At 45.9% G+C, this 23,597-nt stretch carries 22 protein-coding genes; 18 read left to right on the top strand and 4 right to left on the bottom strand.

The window, feature by feature from the left end:
- The first annotated feature begins 101 nt into the window (after window positions 1-101).
- The gene (locus CEF13_RS19510) at window positions 102-917 is read left to right on the top strand and encodes a nucleotidyltransferase domain-containing protein (protein ID WP_166742681.1); all 816 of its coding nucleotides are present in this window, start codon (window positions 102-104) and stop codon (window positions 915-917) included.
- A gap of 555 nt (window positions 918-1,472) precedes the next feature.
- On the opposite strand, the gene CEF13_RS19505 is transcribed toward CEF13_RS19510, so the two are convergent.
- On the bottom strand, window positions 1,473-2,117 hold the full coding sequence (locus tag CEF13_RS19505; protein ID WP_102713159.1) for a Type 1 glutamine amidotransferase-like domain-containing protein: 645 nt from the start codon (window positions 2,115-2,117) through the stop codon (window positions 1,473-1,475).
- 206 nt (window positions 2,118-2,323) lie between these two features.
- Between CEF13_RS19505 and CEF13_RS19500 the strand changes: the two genes are divergently transcribed.
- The 3 genes from CEF13_RS19500 to CEF13_RS19490 all read left to right on the top strand — a co-directional run bounded on the left by CEF13_RS19500 (window position 2,324) and on the right by CEF13_RS19490 (window position 5,790).
- A complete protein-coding gene (locus CEF13_RS19500) occupies window positions 2,324-3,937 on the top strand; it encodes an alpha-amylase family protein (RefSeq protein WP_208414290.1) in 1,614 nt (537 codons plus the stop codon).
- A gap of 133 nt (window positions 3,938-4,070) precedes the next feature.
- Complete coding sequence (locus CEF13_RS19495) at window positions 4,071-4,946, top strand: DMT family transporter (RefSeq protein ID WP_102713158.1); 876 nt, start codon at window positions 4,071-4,073, stop codon at window positions 4,944-4,946.
- Between the two features lie 118 nt (window positions 4,947-5,064).
- The gene (locus tag CEF13_RS19490; RefSeq protein WP_102713156.1) at window positions 5,065-5,790 is read left to right on the top strand and encodes an MORN repeat-containing protein; all 726 of its coding nucleotides are present in this window, start codon (window positions 5,065-5,067) and stop codon (window positions 5,788-5,790) included.
- 128 nt (window positions 5,791-5,918) lie between these two features.
- On the opposite strand, the gene CEF13_RS19485 is transcribed toward CEF13_RS19490, so the two are convergent.
- A complete protein-coding gene (locus CEF13_RS19485) occupies window positions 5,919-6,359 on the bottom strand; it encodes a hypothetical protein (protein WP_102713154.1) in 441 nt (146 codons plus the stop codon).
- A gap of 469 nt (window positions 6,360-6,828) precedes the next feature.
- Here CEF13_RS19485 and CEF13_RS29705 point away from each other — a divergent pair, with 469 nt between their 5' ends.
- The 4 genes from CEF13_RS29705 to CEF13_RS19465 all read left to right on the top strand — a co-directional run bounded on the left by CEF13_RS29705 (window position 6,829) and on the right by CEF13_RS19465 (window position 12,657).
- The gene (locus CEF13_RS29705) at window positions 6,829-6,957 is read left to right on the top strand and encodes a hypothetical protein (protein ID WP_425320553.1); all 129 of its coding nucleotides are present in this window, start codon (window positions 6,829-6,831) and stop codon (window positions 6,955-6,957) included.
- A 105-nt stretch (window positions 6,958-7,062) separates the two neighbouring features.
- The gene (locus tag CEF13_RS19475) at window positions 7,063-9,060 is read left to right on the top strand and encodes a putative thiazole-containing bacteriocin maturation protein (protein ID WP_102713150.1); all 1,998 of its coding nucleotides are present in this window, start codon (window positions 7,063-7,065) and stop codon (window positions 9,058-9,060) included.
- Window positions 9,057-11,000 carry a TOMM precursor leader peptide-binding protein gene (locus tag CEF13_RS19470; RefSeq protein ID WP_102713148.1) on the top strand — a complete coding sequence of 648 codons (1,944 nt, stop codon included), beginning with the start codon at window positions 9,057-9,059 and terminating at the stop codon, window positions 10,998-11,000. The genes CEF13_RS19475 and CEF13_RS19470 overlap by 4 nt, the downstream gene beginning before the upstream one ends.
- 67 nt (window positions 11,001-11,067) lie before the next feature.
- Window positions 11,068-12,657, top strand: a complete 1,590-nt coding sequence (locus CEF13_RS19465) for a SagB family peptide dehydrogenase (protein ID WP_102713146.1) — start codon at window positions 11,068-11,070, stop codon at window positions 12,655-12,657.
- Between the two features lie 86 nt (window positions 12,658-12,743).
- Here CEF13_RS19465 and CEF13_RS19460 read toward each other — a convergent pair whose 3' ends face one another.
- Window positions 12,744-13,163, bottom strand: a complete 420-nt coding sequence (locus CEF13_RS19460; RefSeq protein ID WP_102713144.1) for a hypothetical protein — start codon at window positions 13,161-13,163, stop codon at window positions 12,744-12,746.
- A gap of 198 nt (window positions 13,164-13,361) precedes the next feature.
- Here CEF13_RS19460 and CEF13_RS19455 point away from each other — a divergent pair, with 198 nt between their 5' ends.
- Entirely contained in the window at window positions 13,362-13,619 is a 258-nt protein-coding gene (locus CEF13_RS19455; protein WP_342352595.1) for an STM3941 family protein, read from the top strand.
- Window positions 13,620-13,693: 74 nt separating this feature from the next.
- Here CEF13_RS19455 and CEF13_RS19450 read toward each other — a convergent pair whose 3' ends face one another.
- A complete protein-coding gene (locus tag CEF13_RS19450; protein ID WP_102713140.1) occupies window positions 13,694-14,140 on the bottom strand; it encodes a tellurite resistance TerB family protein in 447 nt (148 codons plus the stop codon).
- A 193-nt stretch (window positions 14,141-14,333) separates the two neighbouring features.
- Here CEF13_RS19450 and CEF13_RS19445 point away from each other — a divergent pair, with 193 nt between their 5' ends.
- The 9 genes from CEF13_RS19445 (at window position 14,334) to CEF13_RS19405 (ending at window position 23,422) form a co-directional block, all read left to right on the top strand.
- Window positions 14,334-14,603, top strand: coding sequence for a hypothetical protein (locus tag CEF13_RS19445; RefSeq protein ID WP_102713138.1), 270 nt, complete (start codon window positions 14,334-14,336; stop codon window positions 14,601-14,603).
- Window positions 14,604-14,773: 170 nt separating this feature from the next.
- Complete coding sequence (locus CEF13_RS19440; protein ID WP_102713136.1) at window positions 14,774-15,772, top strand: beta-ketoacyl-ACP synthase III; 999 nt, start codon at window positions 14,774-14,776, stop codon at window positions 15,770-15,772.
- Window positions 15,762-16,931 (top strand): ATP-grasp domain-containing protein, encoded by a 1,170-nt coding sequence (locus CEF13_RS19435; protein WP_243864288.1) that lies wholly within the window; start codon window positions 15,762-15,764, stop codon window positions 16,929-16,931. Before CEF13_RS19440 ends, CEF13_RS19435 begins: the two co-directional genes overlap by 11 nt.
- Window positions 16,909-17,928, top strand: a complete 1,020-nt coding sequence (locus CEF13_RS19430; RefSeq protein WP_244917099.1) for an NAD-dependent epimerase/dehydratase family protein — start codon at window positions 16,909-16,911, stop codon at window positions 17,926-17,928. The genes CEF13_RS19435 and CEF13_RS19430 overlap by 23 nt, the downstream gene beginning before the upstream one ends.
- Window positions 17,925-18,779 (top strand): MBL fold metallo-hydrolase, encoded by an 855-nt coding sequence (locus CEF13_RS19425; protein WP_102713134.1) that lies wholly within the window; start codon window positions 17,925-17,927, stop codon window positions 18,777-18,779. Before CEF13_RS19430 ends, CEF13_RS19425 begins: the two co-directional genes overlap by 4 nt.
- Window positions 18,779-20,104, top strand: a complete 1,326-nt coding sequence (locus CEF13_RS19420) for a F390 synthetase-related protein (protein ID WP_102713132.1) — start codon at window positions 18,779-18,781, stop codon at window positions 20,102-20,104. The genes CEF13_RS19425 and CEF13_RS19420 overlap by 1 nt, the downstream gene beginning before the upstream one ends.
- Window positions 20,101-21,261, top strand: a complete 1,161-nt coding sequence (locus tag CEF13_RS19415; protein WP_102713130.1) for an ATP-grasp domain-containing protein — start codon at window positions 20,101-20,103, stop codon at window positions 21,259-21,261. Before CEF13_RS19420 ends, CEF13_RS19415 begins: the two co-directional genes overlap by 4 nt.
- Window positions 21,249-22,397: a GNAT family N-acetyltransferase gene (locus tag CEF13_RS19410; RefSeq protein WP_243864289.1), complete on the top strand. Its 1,149-nt coding sequence runs from the start codon at window positions 21,249-21,251 to the stop codon at window positions 22,395-22,397. The genes CEF13_RS19415 and CEF13_RS19410 overlap by 13 nt, the downstream gene beginning before the upstream one ends.
- Window positions 22,394-23,422 carry an aromatic ring-hydroxylating oxygenase subunit alpha gene (locus tag CEF13_RS19405; protein ID WP_102713126.1) on the top strand — a complete coding sequence of 343 codons (1,029 nt, stop codon included), beginning with the start codon at window positions 22,394-22,396 and terminating at the stop codon, window positions 23,420-23,422. Before CEF13_RS19410 ends, CEF13_RS19405 begins: the two co-directional genes overlap by 4 nt.
- Window positions 23,423-23,597 lie beyond the last annotated feature (175 nt).

Here is a 23,597-nt window from a genome sequence, read left to right as displayed (position 1 = left end):
GGAAAGTAATCATTTGGAAGTTTCTCTATATTATTATTCTTTTTGAATTTATGATGATCGTAAAGAGATTGCTATTACGATTTATAAAGGAGAAAAGAGCTTTGAATTCAAGAATACCCATTGAAATCCAGCCTCTCATTTCCGATTTTAGCCGGTTGCTTCGTTCTAAACTGCCGAATGCCGCGATTGGACTATATCTTCAAGGATCGGTTGTACTGCAAGGATTTAACAAAGACAAGAGCGACATTGATTTTGTCGTCGTATTCAATCACGAATGTACAGAAGATGAGCTTCTTATTATTCAAGCTATTCATGAAGAGCTTAAAGGAAACCATCGTAGTTATATGGTTGCAGAAGGACAATACACGACACTTGCACATCTGAATAAAACCATTCACGCAGCTAATGATCGTTATCCGAAATTTTATTACGGTCAATATGAAGGACTTAGAAATGGTTGGCTTGACCCTACAGCTTTATGGATTGTTAAGTATGAGGGGATCGCCGTTTTTGGACCAGAAGTTAATGAATTAGACATCGTAGTGGACTGGAATGATTTGCTTTACGCTATGAAATACAATCTCCATCATTATTGGACAAATAAAGCGCAGAACGTTGAGATCTTTATGCATGACGATTGGATTGACTTTACCGTGCTTACTCTCGGTCGAATTATGTTTACCCTACAAAACAAAAGCATCATTACAAAAGAGCAGGGCGGCTATTATCTATTAAAGGAATTGCTGCCGCAATGGCATCCCCTTATTCATGAAGCCTTACAAATAAGGAAAGGTGCAGCAGAAATAAGTCATTTTGGCTCAAAGGAAGAACGGGCTTTTGAAACACAAAAAATAATCCATTTCATCATTAATTTGTGCAATAAGAAATACAATCTATTAGATCATACTGAGAAATAACCAAGAGGGAATCGATGTCTCCGATAAAGCTGGAAATAAGGCGCAGCAATGGAGGTCGACCTTCAACGTAGCAGTTGATCAAAGCGAGGGTAAAGCGCTTGCGCTAGGCGACTCTTTAGCGGCAGGTATAACTCCTTACTCAGCGTTTGATATCGGTTAAACAGACATGCTGGCAGAAGATATGCGCAAATATGGAATCCTTTATGAGTAGTTACGGACATGAGGTACGTTATATGAGTGAATTAGCTGAAAAAGAAAAGTTTACGGACATGAGAGAAGTTATTTTCATTGAATCGGGTCATATGCGGGACTTTTCGAGCCAATAAGGGCTCTGAGGTCCGTAAGCAGTTCGAAGAGTGTTTTTGCAGCAAATAAGGGCTCCTGTATCCGTTAATTTTTGCAGACCAAATAAATAGAAGAGGGTGTCCCAAAAGTCAATGGTATTTGGGACACCCTCTTCTTAGTTCGCCTTACAGTGCCATAGCCGAAGTTACCCTGCTGTAGACTGTTTTTATTAAGATTGTTGTGATTTAAAAACAGTTAAACGCAAATTGTTCAACCATTACCGTAGTAAAAATATACTTGTCCCGCAGTTTCCGAAACCATTTCATTTTTAAAATAAATGCCGGAATCATCATCAATCCCATAACCCTGTGAAATATTAGTTTTAGCAAGTGCAGTTTTTAAATTGTTTTCTTCGTCCCACTTTGAAAAATGCGCACTTATTAAGCCATTAGTTATCAAACCTAGGCCTTGCAAGAAGAGATGCTCATTTTTTCTATTGTCGATTGGCGGAATAACGCACACAGTAGGACTTATTAAGGCACCTGCAGAAAAACCTGCGATAGGAACTCCTTCTAAATATAATGTTTTTACTATTGTTCCGACCTTTGTATCGACGATATAATCGCGATACAGCTCAGTATCACCGCCACAAATGATAATTCCTGTTGCTGAATAGAGTTGTCCCATTAAGTCGGCTGACGGTGTTGAAGTCAATGGGAAATATAAAAAATCCGCAACGCCGTATTGCGCTAATATATCGGTATATTTAGGCATGTATTCTTGCCATCCTTCTCGTTCTATCAACAAAATAACGACCTTGTTCAAACCGTTTGAAGACAGAGTTGCGAACTTTTTACCTAAGCTTTCATTAAACGGTGCTCCTCCGCCGAATAAAAACAAATGCTTATCTGTCATCTGAATCTCTCCCTTGGCTATTTAACACCAAATTATACCAGACAAGAGGGATTGTTGTCCAAGGCAAGTCTCAATTGGTTCATTTTTATTGTGAGTCCGACCCTGATGGTTATCCCTTAATAATGGATTACTCCTTATACTTTATTTAATCGCAGAGATGATTTGAAATGGCGAAGTATGGTGGCCGAGGGAGGAACCAAGCAATCATGTTATTTAATCGCATGCATCAACCGGATATGGTTATTGCCGAAAGTGAGAATGAATGGGTCAAGCTAATAAAAGACAGTGACGGTGTATGGGAGAAGAACGGATTAACCGTTTCCCTTTCCGCGAATCAAACAGGCATAGAGGCGGATCTGTCGCTGCAGTCCCCTAAGCTTGCAGTCAAGACTGTCAAGCTTAGATGGAATAGGCCAATGACAGGCCAATTAACGATTGTTGGTGATCAATGGGAACGGGCATATGGGAATTTAGAATGGCGCGGTATCGTGGCAGAGAGAGTAATGCCTTGGTATTTCTTGTTATATGATGGAAATCGCACAGATGGCTTTGGCGTGAGCACAGGCCCCAATGCATTCTGCTACTGGCAGGCAGATACTGAGGGTATAACGTTTACGGCCGATGTCCGGAATGCGGATGCGGGTGTACAGTTAGGCAATCGAATGCTTAAAATTGCGAGACTCCTTTTCCACGAAGGACGGGTCGATGAATCTTCTTTCGCATCTGCACAAAGATTTTGCGCAGCAATGTGCGAGCATCCGCTTATGCCTGCTCAACCGGTATATGGTGGGAATAACTGGTACTATGCGTATGGAAACAGTACACATCACAATATTTTGGAGGATTCGAGATTCATTTCGTCGCTTGCTGATTCGAATACAAATCGTCCTTTCATGGTCATAGATGATGGTTGGCAGCTCAGCAGCGGAGGCGGTGCTTGCAACGGGGGACCCTGGATTGGCAATAAGAAATTCCCTGACATGGAGAAGCTGGCAGCAGAAATGAAAGTTACAGGCGTAAAGCCAGGAATTTGGTGTCGTCCGCTGCTGACTTCTCAGGCTGTTCCTCAGGAATGGATTAGGTACGAGGCCAACAACGGTTTCGTTCTTGATCCGAGCCGGCCAGAAGTGCTGGAACATATCTCGAGCACGATTTCGACCCTTTCCGCATGGGGATATGATTTAATCAAGCATGATTTCTCAACCTATGATCTAGTTGGCAAATGGGGTTTTGAAATGAACTCCAATCTAAACGGTATAAGCCACCCCTTTCATGACCGATCGAAGACAACTGCTGAAATTACAATGGATCTTTATCGGGCGATATCGAAAGCTTCCGGCAATAGTATGATTATTGGCTGCAACACCGTGAGCCATATGTCGGCAGGCTTGTTTGAGATACAACGTACGGGCGATGATACGAGTGGAAAGTCCTGGGAAAGGACACGATATATGGGCATTAATACACTCGCCTTCCGGATGCCGCAGCATGGGACCTTCTACAGCCATGATGCGGATTGCATTGGGATTACATCTGAGGTTCCTTGGCATTTAAATCGTCAATGGCTCGATCTTCTGGCAGGAAGCGGAACGCCATTGTTCGTATCCGCAGCTCCCGAAGTAGTGACGAAGGAGCAGCAAGCTGCGCTCCGTTCAGCTTTCGACGTCGCCTCGCGTTCGCTTCCGTTAGGAGAACCATTGGATTGGATGGAAACAACATGTCCGCGCCGATGGCTGCTGGATGGGAAGGAAACGGAGTTTTTATGGAATGATCCCTTGGTAAGCGCATCTGGTAACAATGATAACCATTGGTGGGTATAGAATGATTGGTATAGAAGAGATCGTCGATGTTTATCGGCGGTCTTTTTTGGTATTTGATAACCTGTATGAAGGAGCGTATTATAAATGATTGGGATTTACACGAAATAATTTGAGAAACAAGGGGACCGGCATCATGAATAAACTAACTAGTAAACAAACGGTATTGCTAATTATTTTTTTAGTATTGGTCTGGGGAATTAACTGGCCATTATCCAAATTTACATTGGCATACATACCACCGATTCTTTTTTCGGGAGTGAGGACATTATTAGGCGGCATTCTTCTGTTGTTCATCGCCATTCCGAGATACAGACAGCTGCGTTTCAGAGAAACATGGCCGATCTATCTCATATCAGCTTTGTTTAACGTTATTTTGTATTATGGTTTGCAAACGGTGGGACTGAATTATTTGCCAGCTGGATTGTTCTCCGCTATTGTGTTTCTTCAGCCTGTACTGGTCGGTATATTCTCATGGCTGTGGCTGGGAGAAAAAATGAACGCCTTGAAAATAACGGGGCTTGTTTTTGGTTTCTCAGGTGTTGGAATCATTTGCAGCGGTGCCGGCGGTTTATCTGGACATATTTCGGTAGCGGGTATTTTGCTTGCGCTGGGCTCCTCGCTCAGCTGGGCGCTTGGAACGATATATGTTAAGAAAAAAAGTTCAATTGTAGACCCGATTTGGCTTGTCACGCTTCAATTAATAGCTGGTGGATTGTTGATGACCAGTCTTGGTTCTGGCATCGAGAAATGGTCTGATGTCAGGTGGGAGCCGCTGTTTATCATGAGCCTGTTATTCATTTCAATATTCGTAATAGCTATTGGCTGGCTCGTGTTTTATAAACTAATTGATTCAGGTGAAGCAAGCAAGGTGGCTTCCTTTACATTTCTTATTCCTGTAGTAGCGATTTTGACTGGAACCTTATTTCTAAATGAACCGTTTACAATTACTCTTCTGCTTGGTCTTATGTTGATTTTGTTCAGTATTTATTTTGTGAATAGAAAGGCATAATTGCCAACTAAAGCCTTATTTTCACAGAATGAGCAATTCATGTTTGGAAACTGCATATCGCGTTTATTATTGTAATAGTATGAACTAATTAAATACAGAAATGGGGAAGTGATGTACATTGAGAAAAGCAGCTCTAATGTTACTCAGCTTAGCGATTGCATTCGTTTTCGGCACAGCTTCATTGGGAACGGATACTGCTCATGCAGCCTCAAAAAAAGAATACCTCAAAATTTCTGATCAAGTGATCTATTACGGACAATTGAAGGATGGCAAACCCAATGGAAGAGGTACAATGACTTGGAATATGCAAAAATCATACTCTGGTGATTGGGTGGATGGCAAACGAACCGGTACGGGCAAATATGTAAATAACTATACAATCGATGGCAAAGTATTTTTAATTACTTATAATGGTGCTTGGAAAGATGATTTAAAAGTAGGCAGCGGCACTTATATCGTGAAAACCTCTGATTCTAATGGAGCGGTAGCTTCTCATAAGATCCAGTCAGGTACTTTCTCGAATGATCAATTTGTTGCAGGGTATTCTGTTGCGCATTCAACAGCCGATCCGCCATATAGCTTTAACTACAAGGATAGCAAGCTGTTCATCCAATTGAATGGTTCCAATCATAATATGCAGGAAGCATGGAAAAACGGCGAGTTTGTAACGATGCAATACAAAAAAGGTCAGGTACTGAAGCATTATTCCCCTCTATTTAATGACAACCCTTCTATGGTGAAGCAAAATAAACAAGTGCTTAAATATTTACAAGGCATTCAACCCGAAATAAAGTCTTATTTAGATAAATTCCAGCAGCTATCCAAACAAGTTCCGCTATCATAAAATAGATGAAATAACGAGAAGATCCATGCAATTGTGCATGGGTCTTCTCGTTTTCTTGCGATATGTATGATGATCTTGCAGGTTGCCAAGATGCTCTCGGCAACCTGAGATCGTGAACTGATTCGGTCTTAGCGGCCGCTGCGCTTGCCTCTTGAGCCGTTGTTACGGTTGCCCTTTGAGCCGTTATTACGGTTACCCGCAGTAGCGTTGTTACGGTTGCCTGCAGTGGCATTGTTGCGGTTGCCTGGAGCGGCGTTGTTGCGGTTGCCTGCAGTGGCATTGTTGCGGTTGCCTGGAGCGGCGTTGTTGCGGTTGCCTGGAGCGGCGTTATTACGGTTGCCCGCAGTAGCGTTGTTACGGTTGCCAGCGGTGGCATTGTTGCGGTTGCCTGCAGTGGCATTGTTGCGGTTGCCTGGAGCGGCATTGTTGCGGTTGCCAGCAGTAACGTTGTTGCGGTTGCCAGCAGTGGCGTTGTTACTGTTGTCCGCAGTGCTATTGTTCCGGTTGCCTCCAGTACCGTTGCCGCTATTCTCTTCTGAACGATTACCTCTTGATAATGGTCCTGGCATTCAATCTCCTCCTTTAATTGACTCTTTATATGCTATGAAACGAATCTACCAGCTGTGTTAGTCATAAGCTCATTTTGCTAGAAAACAGACAGAAAAGGACCATTCATAAGAATAGATTAATAGATCAACTCCAAAGAGCGGGTTTGTTATTAGCGTATAAATAAATGAGTACAGCTGTATTAGGAACACAAGCGGAGGAATTTTCATAAATATAAGGAGTGAAGTGTCATCGGCACTGAAATTAATTTTTCCAGCTGAAATTTTGCATTCTTATTTCTTTCCCGTCGGTGGTCAAGTAACGAATAGCAAACGGAGGTTATTGAGATGACTGATTTCCAAAATGAGCTTCAGAACTTGAATATGGACGCTTTCCAAGCAAGTGGGATGACGCCTAATGGAGGGCAGGGCCCGAATGTTCCAAGTGATCCACGTCTATGTCTTTTCTTCTGCGTAGGATTTTGTGGCGGTTGTGGCGGCTGCGGTGGTTGTGGCGGTTGTGGAGGCGGCTGTGCCCGCTGTGCTCGCTGCGGTGGCTGTGCCCGTTGCGGCGGCTGTGCCCGTTGTCGCTAATGTAAAGCAGACGGTTGTGTTTATTTGAGAATGAAGGTGCCCCTGCAAGCGTTTAATCGCTGACAGGGGCACCTCTCTACATAAGTTAAGGAATGAGGGACAAATAGCTCTACATAGCATGAAAGAGGGAACTATGCACTTGTTTTTGAAAATCGAAGGTAAGGAGGAATGGAATTTGAATCCTTCTATGCGTCTTAAAGTGAAAGGGGACATGTTTTTTCTCCCTATGCAGGATGGTGGCGTTTATTTTCGAAATAATGTTGGATCATTCCGTATGGAAGGCAGCTCAATCAATCAGTGGATTGAAAAATTGATGCCTATGTTCACCGGGGAATACACAATGGGTGATTTGACGAATGGATTGCCGGAGCCATATCGAGAACGGGTATACGAAATCGCCTCTGTTCTAGTTGCAAACGGTTATGTTCGAAATGTGAGTGAGGATCAGCCGCATCAATTGCCAGACAGCATTCTGCAAAGGTATGCATCTCAAATTGAATTTTTGGACAGCTTTGGCGGATCAGGCGCATATCGCTTTCAGCAGTATCGTCAGGCGAAGGTGCTGGTAATTGGTTCTGGATCGTTTTTATTATCTCTTATGAAGTGCCTGCTGGAATCTGGAATGCCCAAATTCCATGTTCTGATCACAGATGCAGTCTCTACTAATCGGGAACGCTTAACTGAGTTGGTGCAGCATGCTCGTCAAATGGACTCTGAGGTTGAGGTTGAGGTTGAGGAGACCTGTATGTCGCAAAGTGAGGAGGGGGTGGACTGGCGCAAGGCTGTGCAGCCATTTCAATCGATATTATACGTATCACAAGAGAGCGATTCTTTCGAATGGAGGACTATTCACGCTATTTGCAGAGAGGAAAAGAAGCTGCTGCTGCCGACTATGTACTTAGGGCAAAGAGGTGTAGCAGGTCCGCTGATACATCCAGAATGGGAGGGCTGCTGGGAATCGGCACGGAGGCGCATCCATCAAGCCGCGCTTTGCAGCGACCGTGAGCAGCATGTGAGATCCTCTACATCGGATGCCATGCTTGCGAATGTAGTTGTGTTTCAATGGTTTAAAGCGGCTGTGGAGGTATTGGTCCCGGAACTGAGAAATAGTTTGTTTTTGCTGGATTTAGAAACATTGGAAGGAGGCTGGCATCGCTTTTATCCGCACCCGCTTGTTCATGGGAGTCTGGCGGCTGAGAGGATAGAGGATTTGGAGAGTCTTCTGCTGCAGAGTCCAATTGAAAAGGAATCAGATGGCATACTCCATTATTTCAACCAGCTAACATCCATGGAAACAGGAATTTTTCATGTATGGGACGAGGGGGAACTGACACAGCTTCCGCTAGCTCAATGCCTTGTTCAGCCTGTCAGCCCATTATCCGACGGGCCGGCAGAGCTGCTTCCCGCCATTGTCTGCAATGCACTAAAGCATGATGAAGCACGAAGGGAAGCGGGGCTCGCCGGTTTAGAAAAATATGTATCACAAATGGCGGATCAGCTCGTAAGGTCTACTTCAGCTCATAGCGAAGCAGTAAGCACCACTAATCTTTTTGTAGGTGTTGGAGCGGGAGTGACGGCTTCAGAGGGCATCAGTCGAGGATTGCAGAAGTGTTTAGCAGAAGAGCTGCGCACACAGCTGGCGGAGAGCAAGCCATCTATCAAATATTTGCAGCTAAGCGCAGTCGAGGATAAACAATGCCATTATTATTTGACAGTCTTAACAACCATGCTGGGAGCACCGCTGATTGGATTAGGGAACAAATTAATGGGCTTTCCTGTCGTGTGGATTGGAATAAATGGCGGTTGGCATGGCAGTGTTGGCTTGAATCTAACGCTCGCGCTGCGAAAAGCGCTCCAACAGGCTTTATTAGAAGCTCAGAATAAAGAAATTTTCCAGCAAGAACAAGCGCTGAGGATTTCTTCTGTCTCTCTGGAAGCTGAGACACCGCAAAATATGTTGATTTCTGCCTATGAAGACTCTGATCATCGTCTCGCTTTACAGTCAGCCTTGCAAATTTTGAAAGAAAATGACAAGCAAATTTCCGTCTACAATCTGGCTTGTGAATCATTCCTGAAAGAGGAATTAGCGGGCGTGTTTGGCGTATCGCTGGGAGAGGAGGAATCAGCATGAATACTGTCGTAGCGCTAATTGGAGAAGGCCTGCTCTCGGATTTCGTCTATGAACAGTTGGCTGATCATTACAAGATCACGCGTCAAAAGGATCTGGTTTCCGAAATCCCGGAAGCTGTGAAATTAGCGTTGGTGTTGAATGATGAATGGAATCCTTCAATACACGAGATGGCGGAAGAGGTGTTTCAGCAGTCAGGAACGCCTTGGCTGCGTGGATTTGTTTCATTTGGCGAGGGTGTGGTGGGACCGCTGGTTCGTCCAGGCGAGCAGGGATGCTCCCAATGTGCGGATATGCGTCGTTTATTGGCAGGTAATGACCGCAAGGAAATGTGGGAGCTGCAGCATAGGCAGTCGATGCAAAGTTTCATACGCCGTGATGCTTGGGCTTCGCGAACAGCACTTTTGCAGATGGCGCATTTGATTGCGGAGGAAGCTGGAAAGATATTGCGAAACAGCCGTGCCAAGACGGAAGAGCGGGTATATTTAATTAATCTACAAACGCTAAGCAGCTCCATGCACTTCTTCTTGCCTGATCCGCAGTGCCCAGTCTGCAGCTTCCAGCCGGAGGATACGGCGAGTGCGGCCCTGATCTCGCTGCGGCCAAGTCTCAAGGTCAGCGCAGATAGTTACCGTTGTCGTCCGAAGGATGAGCTGAAGGGCGTACTATCCAAAGAGTATCTAGACGCTCGAATGGGTTTTCTGAATGGAAAAATGATTGACCTCACATCGCCGTTTGCAGATGCTAGTATTAACCTGCCATTTTTCTCGGGAGACGAGGGTTGTGCGGGGCGGACTCATTCCTACGCAGACAGCGAGATGACTGCTATATTGGAGGGCTTGGAGCGTTACTGCGGAATGTCGCCCCGCGGCAAACAGACGACAGTCCATGACAGCTTCCACAATATAAATGATCAAGCGCTTGATCCCGTACAAGTGGGTGTTCATGCGAAAGAGAACTATGAACGGCCTAATTTTCCATTTATGCCATTTGATCCCGATCAGCAAATCGATTGGGTGTGGGGTTATTCTTTTTTGCAGAAGCGTCCCCTTCTTGTACCCGAGCGGCTAGCTTACTACAGTTCGGGCTGCGGCCACGGCTTTGTCTATGAAACTTCCAATGGATGCGCATTAGGCGGCAGCCTAGAGGAAGCCATTTTCTATGGCATTATGGAGGTAGTAGAACGTGATTCATTCCTGATGACTTGGTACGCGCAGCTGCCACTCCCACGCCTTGATCCGTTCTCTGCCGGCGATCTGGAATTAAGCTTGATGGTGGAGCGCTTGCAGGAAGTAGCAGGATATGATGTGTATTTGTTCAACTCCACGATGGAGCATGGGATTCCGAGCGTTTGGGCATTGGCCAAAAATAGGACTCAAAAAGGAGTAAACCTCATTTGTGCAGCAGGAGCCCATCCTGATCCCGTGAAAGCAGTGAAAAGCGCGATCCACGAAGTGGCGGGCATGCTGCTGCCATTTAACGATAAGCTCGAAAAAAACCGAGAGCAGTATGAGGAGATGCTCCATGATCCATTTCTGGTGCAGCAAATGGAGGATCATTCCATGCTGTACAGCTTGCCGCAAGCAGAGGAACGATTGTCATTTCTGCTGAATTCCAATGTTCCGCTGCGCACATTTCAAGATGAATTTAAACCAAGGAGCAGTCATAGTGACTTGACCGAGGATTTAAAAGGAATTCTAAGTGTATTCGATCAACTGAAATTGAATGTGATCGTAGTAGATCAGACAACGCCGGAAACGATTCGAAATGGCCTACATTGCGTGAAGGTATTGATTCCGGGTATGCTTCCGATGACATTCGGTCACCACCTTACCCGTTTATCAGGTTTGGAGCGAGTATTTAAAATTCCAATGGTACTGGGCTATACGAAAGAACCGCTTACTTCCGCGCAGCTTAACCCGCATCCCCATCCTTTTCCATAAGACCTGCTGGATTATTTTTTCTAAGCGGTTTGCTTTAGCTCTAGCAATTGCTTGAGGAGGAATAAGGATGAGCTTGAAAACATTTATGCACCAGCTGCAGTTCGAACCGGATATGGTTAAACCTCACGATTGGCAAGCAGATTGGGAGGACGCTCCGCTTCCTTATAAGCTCTATCGGCGCTTGCCGTCGGTAGAGCTGTCTGCGGAAATACCGCTGACTTTAGAAGAGGGGGGGAGGCTAGCGCAGCCAGATATTCGGAATTTGGGTCATTTTCTCTGGTACGTATATGGTCTTACGCAAATGAGCCATACCGTAACAGATCCCGATTCAAATGATTACGAGGAGCCTTCTTTGCTTAGGTGCAGGCGCTTCATTCCATCCGGCGGAGGGTTGTATCCAAGCGAGCTGTATTTATATTTGAAATTGGAGGACTTGCCCTCTGGTATCTATCATTATGATGTGGCGCATCATCGCTTGATTTTGCTGCGTGAAGGTAATTTTGACTCTTATTTGACTCATGCTCTCGGGAATCGCTGTGAGGTACCCGCTTGTTTCGGTGTCGTTTTTGTTTCCACCATGTTTTGGAAAAACTTTTTCAAATACCATAATTTTTCTTATCGCTTGCAGGGGCTGGACGCTGGTGTTCTGATCGGGCAGCTGCTTGAGGTTGCGAAACGGTGGGGAGCTGCGGCAAGCGTATATTTTCAGTTTCTTGATAAGGCTGTCAATCAGCTTCTATGCTTGTCCCAGGAAGAGGAGAGTGTATACGCAGTTATTCCTCTCTCGGCAAGGCTTGATATGAATTGGTTTGCTTACGGTCAAGAGACTGCATCAGCGGCTTCCGCAGCCGGATTGACCCGGGAACTTACTCCGAATCGCCATGACCACTTCGTTAGGTCTAAGAAGATTGTGGAATTTCCCATGCTGCTCCGAATGAATGAGGCATCTTTAATGGAGCATGCTTCTTTATTCCAGCAGTTGGGAAGGAAGCATGAGCACGTCCCAAAGAGCGATCTGGATGTTTTGCCTAGAGTGAACAGGCTGATCTATGATATGGCGTCGATTTGCCGGAAACGCTATTCGCCGGAGGCTGATTTTGTTCTGCGCCAAGTCAGCCGTACACAGTTAGCTGCTTTGCTTCAGGAGGCAATGGCTTCCTTCATGTATCGGAATGATTTGGACGCAGCGGAGGAAGAGAAGGACAATGCGCTTCCGCGTGTTTCCTTATATGGCTGTTTCTATGGGGTGGAGGGACTAAGGGACGGTGCTTACCGCTATGATGCTTCTGCTCATGCGCTTCAGATGATGCGGCCCGGGGATCATCGTTCCTGGCTGCAGCAGGGGATGTCACTTGATAATGTGAACTTGTCTCAGGTTCCTCTTTGCTTTCATGTGGCAGGAGACATCGACCAGCTCTATTCCCAGCTGGGTTATCGTGGCTACCGCATTCAGCAAATGGAGGCAGGAATGCTCGTTCAACGATTATTGCTTGCTGCATCCGCTTCTGGGATGGGAGGCCGTCCGCTTCTCGGGTTCGATGCGAGTATGAGCGATGATATATACGGAATGGCTTCGTACGGGCAAACCAGCCTGATCCAAATTCCAATCGGTCCCTATCGTGGGTGTGTCCGACTAGAGGGAAGCATGGGCTGCTAATCATGATAGACAAATGAAAGAAATGGCGTGGCAAGAATAATTCTTGCTCCGCCATTTCTTGTTTGGATACTTCTGCAGGTGTTAGATTACCAGTGGTGCCCATCGTCATCCCAAGAGTGGTGTCCAACGGGATGGTAGTCATGCTCGTGATAATCACTTGGGTGGAACCAACCATGGTGATAGTCGATAGCGGTGAATTCCCAGCCTGCTGCATGGTGAGGATGAGGATGAAGATGGTCGTGGAAATCCCACGGATTGAACATTGCAGGATGGATGTCATGCATGGAATAAGGATCATGCATGGAATAAGGATCATGCATAGAATAAGGATCATGCATAGAATAAGGATCATGGAAGCATATGCAATGGGTTATTTGGTGTGCGCCTTCTTGGGCCATTGGATTCACATTCATAGCAGGCTGCATCTGCTTTGGTGAATTTAAATCATGAACATTTTCCGTGTTTCGATAAGGCTGATTAAACGTATTAGGTTGATTTTGTATCATGGTATTCCTCCTCTTTTACATACTTTAGAATATGCGGGGAACAGAAAAAGGGCACTTATCCCTATAAATTGGGCTATTGTGAAGAACATGCACCAGTACAATGCATTTCTGGCACTTTTCCTTAAGTTGGAGTTTTGATATATTTTATGGGTGAGTGCATGGTTGATTATTCCTTTTTTGTGTAATGGATAAAGGGGGATAGGCGGCGGCAAGCTGAACTGGACAGATATACAGGAAATTTCGATCTATGAGTTTATGGGGCAGAAGTTTATCGGATTGAAGCTGGAAGATACAGATCATTTTATGTCTCAGCAGAGCGGTTTGAAAAAATGGTTGATGAGAATGAATAAAGGCATGGTGCAAGCGCCCGTCAATATCGCTCAATCAGCCATATCAATCTCGCTTGAGGAATTGTACGTTATGATGGTAAGTACGTGGCAGCGTGCAAGGGAATAGGGGAGAGAGCGAAGCTTGACCTCATTGCCTGTGAGCGATGAGGTCGGTATGTTTCCAGTTATGCATATCATGTATTATATGTTGAATTCGCTTGGGTTTAGCCCTAGAGTATTGCAGATTTCGCTTACGGCTGCTCTTTCAGTTGGGTCAAAATCGCCGTCAGCTGCCCCGATTGCACAGCATACACCTACAATAACACGGCCGATTTCGGGCTTGCTGTGAAATTTCGCAATAGTTTTCAATGCTTCCTGTTTACCAATCATGGCATCGAACTCGATATTTCCTACATAATGATTGAACCGATTGATGACATCTGAGATATCAAAAACTTTCAATTCTTCGCTTCTGCTTATGTAGCCGACCATTTTTTGCTTTTCGCTTGAGTCGATCGATCCGTCGGCACCCGCCACTATTGCGCAACCGGCAACTACTGCATCCATAAAGTCTTTGTTCTTGAATTTTTTGACCTGATCCGTTAATCCTTGCTTGCTGTTTTGCAGCCAAGTTTTAAATGTACTCATGCTTATTGCCCTCCTAAAGTAGATATGATCTCATAATCTCTATTGTAGTTGTAGTCAGCAGTCTAATGCAAATTTTGTAGACTAATGTCTAAATACCGTTCCTAAGTTTATAAGGTACTAAGGAAATATAGTACTATGTGGATGAATTATCCTACTGTATAGTGGAGTAAGGATAGTAGGAAGGTGAGTATGTATGGTGGAGACGACAATAAGCAGGAAGCAAGAGCTGCAGCGAAAGGCAGCAGTTCTTAAACAGTATGAGGTCTACTGTTACCAAATGGCTTATTTCTTGCTTGAAGATGAAGCTTTAGCTGCACAAGCGGCCAAACAAGCCTTATTTCACTTGCTGAACGACGAGACCTTCTTTCTTGATCATGAGCAGCTGCAGAAACAAAAAACGAAGCAAATTACGATAAAATACGCATTGCAGACCAAATCTGCCTTATTGCAACAAGCTCTCTGACGCTAGTTCGGTTCATAATTTCAAATGAATATGAAGAGCTTTTGCAGCAAACAGGCAGATGCTTTTTTTTGTATATCACTAACAAAGCCCTTGAAAAAGATAGTACTTCTATATGGAAAGCTAGATCAATTAATATAAGTTGAAAATTAGCGAAAATTGGCTGGTGACTCATGCAAACTAGACGAACTAAAATTTTAGGTACCGGAAAATATTTGCCGAGCAGACAAGTAACTGCGGAGCAGCTTGATGAGCAGCTAGGAAAACGAAAAGGCTGGGTTTTTAAAAAATCCGGTGTTCGAATTAGGCATTATGCGGATGGCGAGACGGTATCTCAAATGGGGGCAAAGGCGGCAATTGCAGCGCTTCTTGATGCGAGGCTTTCCTTTCGGGATATAGATTGCATCATTTGTACGAATTCAATTCCGGAGCAGCCCATTCCGTGTACGGCAGCTATTATTCAAATGGAAATGAATCAAGGGGAATCAGGTGTACCTTGCTTTGATGTCAACTCGACCTGTCTTTCGTTTCTGGCTGGCTTCGATTTGATTTCGTATTTGGTAGACAGCGGAAGATACAGGAGAGTATTGATCGTTGCTCCTGAGATAGCATCTGTTGGCTTAAATTATAAAGATCCCGAAAGCTCCATTCTATTCGGAGATGGCGCTGCGGCAGTCATTATTGGCAAATCCACAGATGACGAGCATTCGAGGATTCTAGCCTCGCGCATCGAAACCTATGGATCGGGCCATTCACTTTCCGAGGTGCGGGGTGGCGGCTCCAAGCTGCCGTCTACGCAGTATGGCAGGAGCAATGCCGACGAGTACCTCTTTCAAATGCAGGGGGAAGCCTTATTTAGGAAAACATCCAAGCTGCTGCCTGAGTTTCTTAATCGTTTGTTTGCCGATGCAGGCGCTCAAATGTCCGGGATGAAGCTGGTCATTCCTCATCAGGGAAGTGCGATGGCCATGCGTCTGCTGCAGAAGAAATTGGAAATATCTGACTCGCAATTTATGAATATAATCGAAAATCATGGGAATACGATAGCCGCCTCCTTGCCAATGGGTCTTCATGAAGCCATTCATCAAGGCCGTCTCAAGCGAGGGGATTACCTTGCATTAGTCGGTATATCCGCAGGCGTATCTTTAGGTGGGATGGTTCTTGAATATTAATGAATCAACTGGCAATCAGGCAGTTTTAATAACAGGCGGCAGAGCTCCAGCCGCATTGGAGCTGGCAAGGCAGCTATCGGCGCTTGGACATACGGTTTATGCGGCCGACAGCTTGGCTAATCCGCTTATCCGGTTCTCCAATTGTATAAGCCGATTCTATAAGCTTCCCAGTCCGAGGGAGAACGAGCAAGCTTTTGTAGCTCGAATCAAAGAAATCGTTCAAGCCCATCATATCGAGCTGCTCGTGCCCACCTGTGAAGAAATTTATTATATATCCCAAATAAAAAACAGCATTGCGGGCTGCAAAGTGTTTACAGATGATCCCGAAAAGCTCATTATGCTCCATAATAAGTGGGCATTCATTGGGCTGGTTGGTGCGGCTGGCTTGCATGCTCCGGAAACCATATTGCTGCAGTCCCAGAATGACTTAGAACTGCTGCATAACGCTTCGTCTGACGCGAAGTGGGTGCTCAAGCCTGTGTATTCCAGATTTGCAAGCTACACCCGCGTATATGAGGCTCGTGAGCTTCCACCGGCCTTATTCCTATCGAAGGAGTATCCGTGGGTTGCTCAGCAATTCGTAAAGGGACGGGAATATTGCACATACGCGATTGCACAACAAGGAAAAGTATACGCATACACAGATTACGAGGTCGATTTCACCGCAGGAATGGGGGCAAGTATTTATTTTAAGCCATGCGGTCATCCTGAGCTTCTTAAGTGGGTTCAAGCATTTGTCCATCATATCGGCTTTACGGGACAGATCGCATTTGATTTCATTATCGATGAGGGCGGTGAGATCAATCCGCTGGAATGCAATCCAAGAGCAACGAGCGGGCTTCATTTATTTTGCGAGAAGGATAAGATTGACCAAGCGCTATGGGATGCAGATGCTGGGATGATTATTCCGAGCGAAGCTAAGCCGAAGATGATTTCGTCAGCCATGCTCTATTATGGGATTAAGCAGCGAAAGTCGCTGCGAGGCTTTGGGCACTGGCTTGTCTCGATGGCAAGCGGCAAGGATGTTATTTTTCAGTGGAAGGACCCGAAGCCATTTCTAGCGCAGGGCTATGTGATGTTCGATTTATGGCGGAAAGCACGCAAAGCGCGAAAAACGATTAAAGCATTCTCCACACATGATATTGAATGGAATGGTTAATATGAAGGCGCTTATTACGGGTGCAACCGGATTTCTAGGTAAAAACTTGAGCGGCCGCTTGTTGGCGGAAGGGCATGAGGTTACGGCTGTCGGCCGAAATGAAAGAGAAGGTAAACTGCTGGCAGACAAGGGCGCGCGGTTTCTGCGTCTCGACTTGTCATCGCCCGACTTGGCAGAGGCGATAAAGGACCACGATTTTGTTTTTCATTGCGGAGCACTGTCATCGCCTTGGGGAGCTTATAGAGATTTTTTTGAGTCTAATGTTGTTGGAACACGGCAGGTGATTGAGGGATGCTTCAAATACGGGGTAAAGAAGCTCATTTATGTTTCCACTCCTTCGATTTATTTCGATTACCGCGATCGCTTGTTAATAACAGAGGATGAGCAACTTCCAAAGCGTGGCGTTAATCGCTATGCGGCTACGAAACGGTTGGCGGAGGCGGAAATTGATCGGGCATTCGAGGCGGGACTGCCTGTCGTGACGATTCGTCCGCGCGCGCTGTTTGGGCCTGGGGATACAGCGATTTTCCCACGTTTAATGAGGGCAAATGAACAACGTTTCTTGCCGGTTTTTGGAGGCGGACGCGCACTGATCGACGTTACGTACATCGATAACGTAACAGAAGCGCTCCTATGCTGCTTGCGTGCGGATAGCAGCACCTTGGGACAAAAATATAACATTACGAATGGCGAGCCAGTACAGCTGTTTGATCTATTATCGCGATTGTTTGAGCGGCTTGATACGCCTTTCCATTACAAATCGATTGCCTATCCCGTTGGCTTTGCCGCTGCCGCTTTGATGGAGTCTGTAGCAAAGCTGCCATGGGTGAAAAAAGAGCCGCTTATGACTAGATATACGGTAGGGATACTCGCATACAGCCAAACGCTGGATATATCAAGGGCCGAACGAGAGCTTGGCTATCGGCCAATTGTTACGATTGACGAAGGCATACAGCGCTTTTGCCAGTGGTGGAAGGAGCAGGAAACGATACATTGAACATTTCACTCTTTAGTACAGGGCATTGCAAGCAATTGGAGGCCCTTTCGATCCGGGGAGGAAGATGGGGAAATATCTCCTTTCCTGGTATTTTTGCAATGATCGAGCATCCCGAGCTGGGCTTGATTTTGTTTGATACCGGCTATTCAGAGCAATTCTATGAAGCGACACGACGTTTTCCATATCGTTTGTATCGTTGGATTACGCCAGTCAGCATCCGTCATGAACGTTCGGCGGCTCAGCATGTCAAGGCAGCAGGCTTCTCGCCTTCAGAAGTTCGAATGGTTTTTATTTCACATTTTCATGCCGACCATATTTGCGGTCTGAATGATTTCCCTAATGCGGAATTCATTTGTTCACGGGCTGGTTATCAATCAATCAAGCCGCTTAAAGGGTTTGCGGCTGTGAAGCGTGCCTTTCTGCCAGAGCTCATTCCGTCTGGCTTTGAAGCAAGAGTTAGGTGGATCGAGGATGCGCAAGTCGTGGCACTGCACGCCAGCTTTGCACCCTTCAAGAACGGTTTCGATCTGCTAGGCGATGGGAAGCTCATTGCTTTGGAGCTGTCAGGGCATGCCCTGCATCAGTTCGGCGTTATTATGCAAGATGAAAGTGAAAACCACATTCTGCTGGGAGCGGATGCATGCTGGTCAGCCCGTGCAGTGAAGGAGAATCGCCTGCCGCATCCGCTGGCCTTTCTTGTGTTTGACCATGCCAAGCAATATAAGGAAACCTTCAGCCGTTTAGTAGAGCTGAATCGATTGAATCCCGAGCTGCCTATGCTATTTACGCATTGCGAGGAGGCTTGGCGAATGTGCGGAAGTCGACTAGATCCAACAGAGGGTGATCGTTGATGAGAGTAATAAAGCTTCTCATGCATTATGGACTGGCAAAGTACCGCAGAAATCGATGGAGAAGCAGAGAAGAGCTGGAGGCTTGGCAGCAGCTTAAGGTGAAGTCATTTCTGAAGGGCATTCGAAGAAAGTCGAAGTTTTACGGGCAATATTATAAGGATTTGCCCTTGGACAATTGGCGAATTTGGAAGACAACCAACAAGGCGATCATGATGGAGCAATTTGATCTTCTGAATACGGCGGGCATAACGAAAAAAGAAGCGTTCGAGATAGCTATTCGCGCGGAACGTGAACGGGACTTCTCCTCTCAGTTGAAAGGCGTTACTGTTGGGCTCTCGTCCGGTACTTCCGGAAATCGCGGCATATTCCTTGTAAGCGAGGAGGAGAGAGCAGCATGGGCGGGTACGGTTTTGGCGAAGGTGCTGCCGGGCTCGCTATTATCCAAACATCGGATTGCTTTCTTCTTAAGAGCGGACAGCAATCTGTATCAGACCGTTCATTCCAGGCGGCTTCAATTCCAATTCTATGACATGATCAAGCCGCTGCAGGAGCAAATCGAGAAATTAAACCTGCTGCAACCGACCATTCTTGTAGCTCCTCCCTCTATGCTTCGCTTCTTGTCGGAAGCTAAGCTGCAGGGGACTTTGTTAATAGCTCCCATCAAAGTCATATCTGTGGCGGAGGTGCTGGAGCCCATCGATAAGCGCTATATAGAAGAAGCTTTTCAGACATCGCTGCATCAGGTTTATCAATGCACGGAAGGTTTTCTGGCAGCTTCTTGCGAGCATGGGACGCTTCATTTAAATGAAGACATTCTCGTCATTCAGCGTGAGTATATCGATGCCACACGACGTATTTTTACGCCGATCATTACGGACTTCTCAAGGCTGACCCAGCCGATTATACGATACCGTTTAAATGATATGCTCACGGAGAGTGAGAAGCCTTGTCCTTGCGGCTCTGTTTTTACTGCTATTGAATCGGTAGGGGGACGCATGGATGATTTGTTCTTCGGGCTGCACGATCAGACGAACCATCGTATTCCGATTTTTCCTGATTTTATCCGTAGAGCGGTTATGATGTCATCTGACCGGATTCTGGAATATAAGATCGTCCAGCTGTCAGAGACTGAGCTCGTTGCCGCTCTCCGAATTGACGGAGAGGAAGAATCTGTAAAGGATGCGCTAACAGGCCAGCTGCGGAGCTTGTTTGCGGAAATACAATGTAAAGCGGCGCATGTTCGCTTCGTTCCATACCGGTCTCAGTCAGGACTGCAGAAGCTGCGCCGAATTGAACGCCGGTATGCGGTGGAGTCCGGCGGATGAAGCTGCTTATAACGGGAAGTCGATCCTATACCGCTCTGGATATGGCGAGGCAGCTTAAACGTGCGGGGTTCGATGTGTATACAGCTGATTGTGTAAAATACCCTGTTTGCAAAGCATCAAATGCAGTGACAAGAAACTTTACGATTCCCTCCCCGAGAGATCAATATCGATTATTTATAGATAGCTTGATAGCGATTATTCAAAAATTCCGCATCGATATTCTTATCCCGAGCTGCGAGGAAATATTTTATATTGCCAAAGGCGCACACATTCTGAATAAATATTGCCGAGTGTTCTGCGACAGCTTTGAGAAGCTAAGCAAGCTTCACAACAAGTGGGAATTCTCGCTTTTAACCGAGCATTGCTCCGTTCGAACACCACCGACGACCTTACTGAGGTCAGCGGAAGATTTGCAATTGCTCCCTCAGAAGAGCGAGCATTATGTATTTAAGCCGATCTATTCCCGTTTCGGAGCTCGCACGTTGATTGCTCCAGCCGCTGACAAGCTGGCCAGAATTGAACCTTCTGAGCATGACCAATGGATCGCTCAGCAATATATAGCCGGGAAGGAATATTGCAGCTATCATATTGCGGTGGACGGACGAATACAGGCGCATTCCTGCTATGAGCCGCTTTATCGTCTCGGGAAGGCGTCCAGTTACTATTTTCACCCCATCAGACATATGGAAATGGAGCGCTTCGCGGAGCAGTTTGTGCATCAGCACCATTTCACCGGCCATATCGCGTTTGATTTTATACAAGGGAATGACGGGCAGTTGTATGTACTGGAATGCAATCCCCGAACGACAAGCGGCCTGCATGTGATGGCACCGAACATGCTGGCTCGTATGATGGAACAATCGGTTGTTGATCACAATCCGGGAGTTCATCCCGAAGCTAAGACGAAGCCTAGAATGATTGCGTATGCGATGCTTGCTAATCCGCTCTATCATGGCTTCCAGGGAATACGTCGCTGGGCAGCAGATGTGAAATATGCCAAGGATGTTCTCTATGACCGTGAAGATCGTCTTGTACCTTTATTCCATGCCCAGAGCCTGGCTGAGACGATTTATGATTGCTTCACGAAGCGAATTAGCTTTAAGGATGCCGCTACAGCAAATATCGAATGGAATGGGGAGGACTTATGGGATCGATGATTGATTGGCTCGACTCGAGTCATCCCTTGTTAGCTCAGCTGCAGCAAAGCGGACAGCACCAGATGGAATTGGCATATGCTTTGCCACTAATGCAGGATGGAACAGAGAACCATTTCCGCAACGTCCGCACGAGCTTTTATTTGCTGCAAGCAGGAAGGCAGCTGCTGCCGATGACAGTGAACGATACGGAATATACGAATTCCTATGTTTGCTCTCCGTATTCCACCTATATCAGCTACGCGGAGGAAGAGCTTTATTTATTTAATATGAAGCTGGTTCGAGGCGTGCTGCGCGCCATTATTTCTTCAATCGCTCCTCTATTAAAGGCTGCGAGAATCAACCGCAATATCCATTTGAATAACTGGCTCTTATCAACAAATCTTTATGATGGTCGAGAAGGGGAGCAGCTTCCACAGCTAACAAGCCGTTTAGTGGAGGGTTTCCCCGATCATGCCCTTATTTTTCGTTCTTTAAATGAGGTTACGAACGGGACGTTCATGAAGGAATTGCTTGAACAGGGGTATGTGATGGTGCCCAGCCGCCAGGTTTATTTTTTTGACGGCAGAAACCCGCTTTATCTAAAAAAACAAAACAGCAGCTGGGACCAGAAGCTTCTGCTTCGCTCTTCATACAGCCGTATTTCCCATGCTGACATTAATCAGAATGACTATAAACGAATAGAAGAGCTTTACAAGCTTCTCTATATCGATAAATATTCGGCTCTTAATCCTCAGTTTACGGAGGCGTATATTCGCAATGCTCATGAGCATAAGCTTTTGCATATGATGGGTTTGCGCGATTCGGATGGTATATTGCAAGGCGTTGTCGGCTGTTTTATTCGCGGCGATGTGATTACGGTCCCTCTCGTTGGCTATAACACGAGCTTGCCTCAAGAAATTGGACTTTATCGGATGCTGATGGCTATGGTGCTGAAGGAAGCGGCTGAGCGTGAGCAGCTGCTGCATCTTAGCTCGGGCGCAGCCCATTTCAAACGAATTCGCGGCGCAGCGCCGGCTATAGAATATAGTGCGGTATATGTAAAGCATCTGCCCCTTGGAAGAAGATGGGCCTGGACAATTCTTGGCGCAATATTAAATAAAATCGGGGTGCCGCTAATGAGGAAATATAAATTATGAGCGATAACTATTTAACAAAATATTGGCTGGTTGCTTGTCGTTCCCAGGAGCTTGGCAAAAAGCCGCTGTCCCTATCTCTGCTCGATACGCCGATCGTGCTCTTCCGAACAAAGAGAGGCATTCATGCCCTGCTTGACCGATGCCCTCACCGCAATGTGCCGTTATCCAAGGGCAAGATTAGAAATGATGTACTCATTTGTCCGTATCATGGCTGGGAATTTGATGGTCAAGGTGAATGTGTGCGCGTACCCGGGCTATGCTCTTACTCTCCAAGCGAGCATACCCGGGCGACTGTGATAGCAGTTAAGGAGCAGGATGGTTTCATATGGGCTAAGCTTCCTTCGGATTCATCGGAGGAGGAGAAGGAAGGGAAGAGAACTGATCAGCCCTTTGCGTTACCCTTTATGCGGGACGTACAGTATTATTCCTTTGTATGGAAGACATCGGTCGCAGGAAATTTGAATAATACGGTGGAAAATTTTTTGGATGCGACGCATACGCACTATGTTCATGCTGGATTAATTCGAACGGATAAGCATAGGCAAACCGTTACGGCCAAACTAGCAGCAAGCTGTGATTTCGTAGAAATAGAGTATAGCGGAGAATCCAAGCAGGCTGGCTTCATCTCCAAAGTATTTGAACCCGAAAGACAAACAAGCTATGGAAGATTTTTTATGCCGGGAATCGCTCAAATCGAATATCGTTCATCGAAGGGCTTGACTCTTATGATTACAGCGATTATCCGCCCGACATCAGAGTCCTTCCAAGACATATACGCGGTAGTTACGATGAAGCGGGGCTTGATTCCAAATGCGCTCAAAAAAATGGTTCTCTCACCATTTCTTAAGAAAGCATTAAAGCAAGATATCGAAATTGTAGAGCTGCAGCAAGCGTGGCTTGAACGCTTCGGAGCTTCGGACTTTCATTCCACGCAAGCTGATCTAATTCGGCCGTTTGTTGAACAGCTGACAAGTGGAAAATATTATGATAAGCCGTTTGAAAGATCATTTCAGCTGCTATTGTAGTTCAGAGAGGGATGCGGGATTGAAACGTGTTTCCCCCCATCAGAGCTATTTGGGACTCATATTCTGTTAATATTTGACATGATATTAGAATTTCCATAATATAATTTTCAGGGCAATTGTCCACGCGAGACTAACGAGTTCAGTCACTTCGTTAATTGAAGGGGAGGATTTGGAG

The sequence above is a fragment of the Paenibacillus castaneae genome, from assembly GCF_002884445.1.
Classification (GTDB): domain Bacteria; phylum Bacillota; class Bacilli; order Paenibacillales; family Paenibacillaceae; genus Pristimantibacillus; species Pristimantibacillus castaneae.
This window is presented reverse-complemented; position numbering and strand designations above follow the sequence as displayed.

Coding starts and splice junctions, on each gene's coding strand:
- CEF13_RS19505 (WP_102713159.1), bottom strand. CDS start 2,117: ATGACAGATAAGCATTTGTTTTTATTCGGCGGAGGAGCACCGTTTAAT.
- CEF13_RS19500 (WP_208414290.1), top strand. CDS start 2,324: ATGTTATTTAATCGCATGCATCAACCGGATATGGTTATTGCCGAAAGT.
- CEF13_RS19495 (WP_102713158.1), top strand. CDS start 4,071: ATGAATAAACTAACTAGTAAACAAACGGTATTGCTAATTATTTTTTTA.
- CEF13_RS19485 (WP_102713154.1), bottom strand. CDS start 6,359: ATGCCAGGACCATTATCAAGAGGTAATCGTTCAGAAGAGAATAGCGGC.
- CEF13_RS19475 (WP_102713150.1), top strand. CDS start 7,063: ATGCACTTGTTTTTGAAAATCGAAGGTAAGGAGGAATGGAATTTGAAT.
- CEF13_RS19470 (WP_102713148.1), top strand. CDS start 9,057: ATGAATACTGTCGTAGCGCTAATTGGAGAAGGCCTGCTCTCGGATTTC.
- CEF13_RS19465 (WP_102713146.1), top strand. CDS start 11,068: ATGAGCTTGAAAACATTTATGCACCAGCTGCAGTTCGAACCGGATATG.
- CEF13_RS19460 (WP_102713144.1), bottom strand. CDS start 13,163: ATGATACAAAATCAACCTAATACGTTTAATCAGCCTTATCGAAACACG.
- CEF13_RS19450 (WP_102713140.1), bottom strand. CDS start 14,140: ATGAGTACATTTAAAACTTGGCTGCAAAACAGCAAGCAAGGATTAACG.
- CEF13_RS19445 (WP_102713138.1), top strand. CDS start 14,334: ATGGTGGAGACGACAATAAGCAGGAAGCAAGAGCTGCAGCGAAAGGCA.
- CEF13_RS19440 (WP_102713136.1), top strand. CDS start 14,774: ATGCAAACTAGACGAACTAAAATTTTAGGTACCGGAAAATATTTGCCG.
- CEF13_RS19430 (WP_244917099.1), top strand. CDS start 16,909: ATGATATTGAATGGAATGGTTAATATGAAGGCGCTTATTACGGGTGCA.
- CEF13_RS19420 (WP_102713132.1), top strand. CDS start 18,779: ATGAGAGTAATAAAGCTTCTCATGCATTATGGACTGGCAAAGTACCGC.
- CEF13_RS19415 (WP_102713130.1), top strand. CDS start 20,101: ATGAAGCTGCTTATAACGGGAAGTCGATCCTATACCGCTCTGGATATG.
- CEF13_RS19410 (WP_243864289.1), top strand. CDS start 21,249: ATGGGATCGATGATTGATTGGCTCGACTCGAGTCATCCCTTGTTAGCT.
- CEF13_RS19405 (WP_102713126.1), top strand. CDS start 22,394: ATGAGCGATAACTATTTAACAAAATATTGGCTGGTTGCTTGTCGTTCC.